Raw genomic sequence first — 6,376 nt, forward strand, 5'->3', positions numbered from 1 at the left:
AAGGTGGAATAGATGTTTTGTAAACAAAAAAAGAGCGATTACAAAGATGTAATCGCCACTTTTTATAGTGCACACTCTTCAATCTCAAACCCTAAGTCTTCAATCAGCTGCCAATCTGACGTTGGCTCTTGTCCTTCTGTTGTTAAATAATCTCCAACAAAAATCGAGTTAGCCGCAAATAGCCCTAATGGTTGTAACGAGCGAAGGTTAATTTCTCGGCCACCGGAAATACGAATTTCCTTTGTCGGATTTACAAATCTCATCATCGCTAAAATTTTTAAACACTGCATCGGAGTAAGGGATTTTTGATTCTCTAACGGTGTGCCTGGCACTGAAACTAGGAAATTACACGGAATAGAGTCTGCATCTAACCTATTTATCTCAAAAGCTATATCTACTCGCTGCTCCTCCGTCTCACCCATTCCAAAAATAGCACCTGAGCAAGGAGATAATCCGGCTTGTTTTGACTTTTGCACGGTATCAACTCGATCGTCATAACTATGTGTAGAACAAATTTCATCATAATGATCAGCGTGTGTGTTCAAGTTATGGTTGTAGCGATGTACGCCTGCATCTACTAGCCTAGAGGCTTGATCATCATTTAAAAACCCTAAACAGGCGCAAATCTTCAAATCCGTTTCTTCACGAATCTGTTTTACAGCACCAATAACGTGCTCTACTTCTCTATCCGTCGGACGACGTCCTGATGCAACAATACAGTATGTACCCGCTTTACGGCGCTTTGCTTCAAATGCACCTTCAACGATTTTTTCTTGTGTTAACCAAGCATATTTATCAATTGGTGCCTCTGAAATAATAGACTGTGAACAGTAACCACAGTCTTCCGGACACAGTCCCGACTTTGTATTAATAATCATATTTAACTTTACTTTCCGTCCATAGTAATGGTGCCTAATTTGATAAGCGGCATTCATAATGTTTAAAATTTGTTCATCTGGAACAGTTAGTATTTGGTGAGCTTCTTCTTTTGTTAGGGCGTATCCTTCTTCAATAACCTGATTAGCTAGTTTTCCCCAATCCTTTATATAGGCTGCTTTCATGGCAATCCCCTCCCTCTAAATATGTTAATCTATATAAAATAAAAGTTAACATTTTCCATAGATAAATGTCAACAAAATATATAAATAAGTTAACATTTAGAAGGTTGCTATGATTCTTCCAAAATGTAATCCAATAAGATAATAGCTGAGAGTGTTCATAGCTTAAGTGCTTTAAGTTAATACTAACATGCGGAACTGCAAATAATGTGTTAATTAAATAGAGTGAGGCATTTTCTGCACTTTCATTTTCGTGCCATTGAATAATAGGTGATTGAATTGATTGATTTGGATACAAATACCGCAAATTTTTTATGTGTAAAACTACTTTCTCTCAATGGTAAATAACTAACGAAATAAAAGTACTTTTTTGCTTTAAACAAAACAAGCATGATTTATGCGCATCATGCTTTTAATCAATTCCATATCGCTTACATTTATCATAAAAGCTTGTTTTACCAATTTCTAAGAGCTTAGCTGCTTGCTGTTTGTTTCCATTCGTACTTTTTAAAGCTTTTACGATTGCTTCTTTTTCGGCTTGTGCCACCACGTCCTTTAATGATGGGACCTCATCCTTTTCTGTCATCACTAAGCCTTTGCTTTCTTTTTTTATACCTTGATTGCCTCCTTCAAGGTCTTGAAGGTATAAAGGTAAATGAGATAAGAGAATAGTTTGACCATCTAAAATATTAACAGCTCTCTCCAATACATTTTCTAATTCACGTATATTGCCAGGCCACGAATGCTTTTGTAACTGCTGTAACACCTCGTTTGATAATTTGAGATCAGGGCGATGAAAGTGCCGCTCTAGTTTTTTTAACAGCACATAAGCAATTTCAGGTAAATCTTCTTTTCGCTCGCGAAGAGGTGGGATATCAACTTTAATAACATTCAAGCGATAATATAAATCTTTTCGAAACTCACCCTTTTCCACCATTTCTTCTAAATTTCGATGGGTAGCGGCAATAATTCGCACATCAATATCGATGGTTTTTTGCCCCCCAACTCGTTCTAGCTCTTTCTCTTGTACCACACGCAGCAGCTTGCTTTGCATTTGAAGAGGCATATCACCTACTTCATCTAAAAAGATTGTACCTCTATGAGCTAGCTCAAATTTTCCTTTTTTCCCTCCTCTACGAGCACCTGTAAACGCACCTTCTTCATACCCAAACAGTTCAGATTCTAAAAGTTGCTGAGGAATAGATGCACAGTTGACTCGAACAAGCGGAAAGAAGCACCGCGAACTCGCTTGGTGAATTGCGTGAGCAAATAATTCTTTCCCAGTCCCAGATTCTCCTAATAACAAAACAGCAGATTTACTGTTGGCCACTCTTTCAGCTAACTGTTTAGCCAAGAGAAACCTTTCATTGTCTCCAATAAGATCTTGAAAACTATATTTACTTTCCGATTCGTGCTCAAGTTTTTTCTTATAATAATTTAATTCTTCTAATAGAGGCTGTATTTTTTCAGAATAAGCTAGCCAATCTTTAGCATTCCGAAACATTACCGTTCCCACAGCTCCAACTAATTCATTGTCTACATATAAAGGATATCTATTTGCAATCATCTCATTCCCTTTAATAAAATGAATGCTAGCTACTTCTGCTTGGCCTGTTTGAGTCACAATATGCATTCTTGAGTTTTCAATCACTTCTTGAACAGAGCGTCCAATTGCTTGTTCAACAGTCGTATGTAAAAACTCACAGTAAGCTTTATTTATATAAAGGATTTCACCCTGAACATTTACTACAACGATCCATTCTGTTGCTACATTTAAAATCTCTTCAAACCATTTATCAGGAATTCGATTTTTATTAGCCACCATCGCTCCTCCTATGTACACGCTTCTACTATCTATTATACCAAATTCTCCTTGTACAATTGTTTTCATTCCGGAAAAACGGATTTTTTCCGGATTTGCGGAAGTAAACATCTCTCATATTCCGGTTTTTCGGAAATGAAAATTATACTTCTCTATATTTCTATTCAAATATCCAGACTTTGTTTATTATTGTCTGATTTTTAGAAGTTGGCACAAATCTTGCAAATATATTTCATCAAGTAAACGCTTACATTTTTTTTAAAAATAAAAGGAGGATTATATCGATTTAATAAAATAAAGAACGCTATAGGGGGGATTTGAAATGGAACTAGTTATTATCCTTTTATCACTTAGTCTTTTAATGTTTGTCGCATATCGCGGATTTTCAGTTATTTTATTTGCACCGATCTGTGCACTTTTTGCTGTTGTGCTAACTGAGCCAAGCTATGTATTACCTTTCTTTTCAAATATTTTTATGGAAAAGATGGTAGGATTTATCAAGCTTTATTTTCCCGTTTTCTTACTAGGGGCTATTTTTGGTAAAGTCGTTGAAATGTCAGGGTTGGCTGAAACGATTGCTAAAACAATTGTACAAGTTGTTGGTGCAAAGCGTGCAATTTTAGCTATTGTCATCATGGGAGCGATTCTAACTTATAGTGGAGTTAGCTTATTTGTTGTTGTTTTTGCTATCTATCCATTTGCAGCGAATCTATTTCGAGAAGCCAATATTCCTAAAAGGCTTATTCCAGGAACGATTGCATTAGGTGCCTTTACGTTTACAATGGATGCTTTACCAGGTACTCCACAGATTCAAAACGTTATTCCAACTACTTTCTTCAAAACTGATATTTATGCTGCACCGATGCTCGGTATTATTGGAGCCATTTTCGTCTTACTTGTAGGGATGAAGTATTTAGAAGCTCGTCGTAAAAAAGCAGAAGCTGCTGGTGAAGGGTACTACGGCTTTGACAACGAAACCGCAGCTGCAGCTGAGAAGCTAGAAAATGATGTAACAATGGGAGAAGAAGAAACAAGTACGAAAAGTGAAAAACCAGCCTTGCCTCGTCAAATCTTAGCGTTTGTACCACTCATTTTAGTAGGTGTTATGAATAAAGTATTTACAATGGCTTTGCCTGTTTGGTATCCAAATGGCTTTGATTTTACTGCCATTGGTCTTGACTCCTTTGGAAAAGTTGAGCTTTCATCTGTACTTGCTATTTGGTCAGTTCAAATGGCTCTAGTAGTAGGGATTATTGCGACACTACTGTATGATTGGAAAAAGATAAAAGTAAACTTTCAAGCAGGTCTTAACACCAGTATCAGCGGGGCATTGTTAGCTTCTATGAACACGGGTGCTGAATATGGTTTTGGAGGCGTTATTGCTGCTCTTCCAGGCTTTGGTGTTATTAGTAAAGGAATTTCCGAGACATTTACAAATCCACTTGTTAACGGTGCTGTGACTACAACAACATTGGCTGGTATAACTGGTTCTGCATCAGGCGGTATGGGAATTGCATTAAGCGCTATGTCAGAAAAGTATTTAGCGGCAATTAATCAGTTTAATATACCACCTGAAGTAATGCACCGCGTTATTTCGATGGCATCAGGCGGTATGGATACACTTCCACATAACGGTGCTGTTATTACGCTTCTTGCAGTAACAGGTTTGACTCACCGTCAAGCATATCGAGATATTTTTGCAATTACGATCATTAAAACGCTAGCGGTTTTTGTCATCATTGCACTTTACACTTTCTTCGGTATTGTTTAAGGTAAAAAGCATCCTTCTTAGTAGCAAGGATGCTTTTTTATCGACATATTTCCCTAGAAATAATGTTATTTCGCAGGAAATGTCTTATTATGACTCTTGTAAATTCTTTTCTTGTTCTAATCGTTCTAAGATGCGGCGTTTACGATAAAGCATCGTCCCTATTTCTCCAATGTCTCCAATCGCCTGCTTATTTACATAAGCACCGAAGATCATACCTGCTATAGGAATCATTTGAAAAAGTTTTTTCCATCCCCAGTTATCTCGATAAGTCGTAAATACCTCTCTCCAACCTTGAAGCTGCGATAAGCTTTGTTCTCGCTTCCCTTCTGATAGCTCTTCTAAAATTGCTCGCTTACCTACAATGTCAGAGGATAAGAACTGCATGCACTTTACCATAAACACACGCTCTTCTTGTTTTGTCGGGTCGTATCCATAGGAAACAGCTACTTCTTGTAGCGTTTTTAAAGTTAGCCCTAGTACAAACGGTACATCAATAGCCAGCGTGAAGATACCACCAATTCCAGTCGTAGCACCTTGAATTTTAGCATTTTTTTGACGTGCCTCCACAAAGGCATTTGCTAACTCATCCATTTCTTGAATAGATAACTGCTGAATATCCGTTAATGTTAAATCTTTTTCTTTTAAACGTTTAGATGCTTTTTCTAACGTAGCGGAAGTATTAGCTAAATATTGGCCTCCGTTATCAATGTACTTAGCAACCTCGTCAAGAAGCTTTTCTATTTTTTCGTGGATAAACCTAGGCGTGACTTTATCAAGCGCTGCAAAAGGTAAGCGAAGCAGCTTTTCCCAAAAGAATAGTCCCTTTTGACTTTTTTCCCACTTTTCAATCTTCTTTAATTCTTTAGCCAGCTGTTCAGTCGTTTCCACATGCTTTCCCCTTTCTACATAAAGCGCCCAGACAACTTATTTGCTGGGCGCTCTCTTTTCCCTTATGCTTTTTATTTCTTTTTCACATATTTAAACGTAAAGAAAATAACAATGATAACTAATAGTCCAATTCCAATCGGCTGCATATATTGAGATACAATAGGTCCAACATCTTCCCATTGTGGGCCTAACTTATAACCCAGATATACGTAAAGGGCAGTAATTGGTAACATCGCTACAAACGTGTAAATGGAAAATTGCCAAACGTTCATTTTTGCCATTCCGCAAGGAAGCGAGATGGCTGTACGTACTCCAGGAATAAAGCGACCAAAAAAGGCTACTCCTGCCCCATATTTATTAAAAAATCGATCTGCTGCATCGATTTCCTTTTCTTTTACTAGAAAATACTTTCCATATTTTAAGACAAGTGGACGCCCACCATAGCGACCAAGAGCATAAAGTGTTAATGGTCCAAACACGCCTCCAACTGTTCCCGCTAAAATAGCTAAATAAAGGTTCATGTCACCTTGATATACCCAATATCCTACGAGTGGTAAGACTAGCTCTGCTGGGACAAATTCAAACGTTAGCGCTAAGATAACGCCGAAATACGAAAGTTGCTTAAGCGCTTCTACTAGTGATAAAACAATTGTTTCTAACAAACGACTTCCTCCTTAGTTAACTTACTGCTCTATAACAAAACGTGATATTTTAAAGCTTCACAAGTCATAATTGTATATTAATCCCCTTTAATTGAAAAGTAAAAAAAGAACGAATGCTGTCAATCTAACGAATTAACGAGTCGTTCTGTAAAAAATCCCAACAAAAAACCTGAAC

The 6,376-nt window shown here is 37.3% G+C and carries 5 protein-coding genes; 1 reads left to right on the forward strand and 4 read right to left on the reverse strand.

Translation table 11 applies throughout. The features are described 5' to 3' along the window. Positions 1 to 62 precede the first annotated feature (62 nt). Both bioB and BFL01S_RS01640 read right to left on the reverse strand, forming a co-directional pair. A complete protein-coding gene (gene bioB, locus BFL01S_RS01635) occupies positions 63 to 1,061 on the reverse strand; it encodes a biotin synthase BioB (RefSeq protein WP_025908477.1) in 999 nt (332 codons plus the stop codon). 409 nt (positions 1,062 to 1,470) lie between these two features. Next, positions 1,471 to 2,949 carry a sigma-54 interaction domain-containing protein gene (locus tag BFL01S_RS01640; RefSeq protein ID WP_235859191.1) on the reverse strand — a complete coding sequence of 493 codons (1,479 nt, stop codon included), beginning with the start codon at positions 2,947 to 2,949 and terminating at the stop codon, positions 1,471 to 1,473. Positions 2,950 to 3,433: 484 nt separating this feature from the next. Here BFL01S_RS01640 and BFL01S_RS01645 point away from each other — a divergent pair, with 484 nt between their 5' ends. Continuing rightward, complete coding sequence (locus tag BFL01S_RS01645; protein ID WP_412762058.1) at positions 3,434 to 4,651, forward strand: GntP family permease; 1,218 nt, start codon at positions 3,434 to 3,436, stop codon at positions 4,649 to 4,651. Between the two features lie 87 nt (positions 4,652 to 4,738). Here BFL01S_RS01645 and BFL01S_RS01650 read toward each other — a convergent pair whose 3' ends face one another. After that, positions 4,739 to 5,539: an EcsC family protein gene (locus BFL01S_RS01650; RefSeq protein ID WP_025908473.1), complete on the reverse strand. Its 801-nt coding sequence runs from the start codon at positions 5,537 to 5,539 to the stop codon at positions 4,739 to 4,741. Between the two features lie 71 nt (positions 5,540 to 5,610). Continuing rightward, positions 5,611 to 6,201: a DedA family protein gene (locus BFL01S_RS01655; RefSeq protein WP_035320210.1), complete on the reverse strand. Its 591-nt coding sequence runs from the start codon at positions 6,199 to 6,201 to the stop codon at positions 5,611 to 5,613. Between the last annotated feature and the right edge of the window lie 175 nt (positions 6,202 to 6,376).

Source organism: Priestia flexa NBRC 15715, assembly GCF_001591565.1.
GTDB lineage: Bacteria > Bacillota > Bacilli > Bacillales > Bacillaceae_H > Priestia > Priestia flexa.

What these genes read in the sequence shown, in the direction of transcription:
- BFL01S_RS01640 (WP_235859191.1), bottom strand. Translation starts at nt 2,949, where the DNA reads ATGAAAACAATTGTACAAGGAGAATTTGGTATAATAGATAGTAGAAGC.
- BFL01S_RS01645 (WP_412762058.1), top strand. Translation starts at nt 3,434, where the DNA reads ATGTCAGGGTTGGCTGAAACGATTGCTAAAACAATTGTACAAGTTGTT.
- bioB (WP_025908477.1), bottom strand. Translation starts at nt 1,061, where the DNA reads ATGAAAGCAGCCTATATAAAGGATTGGGGAAAACTAGCTAATCAGGTT.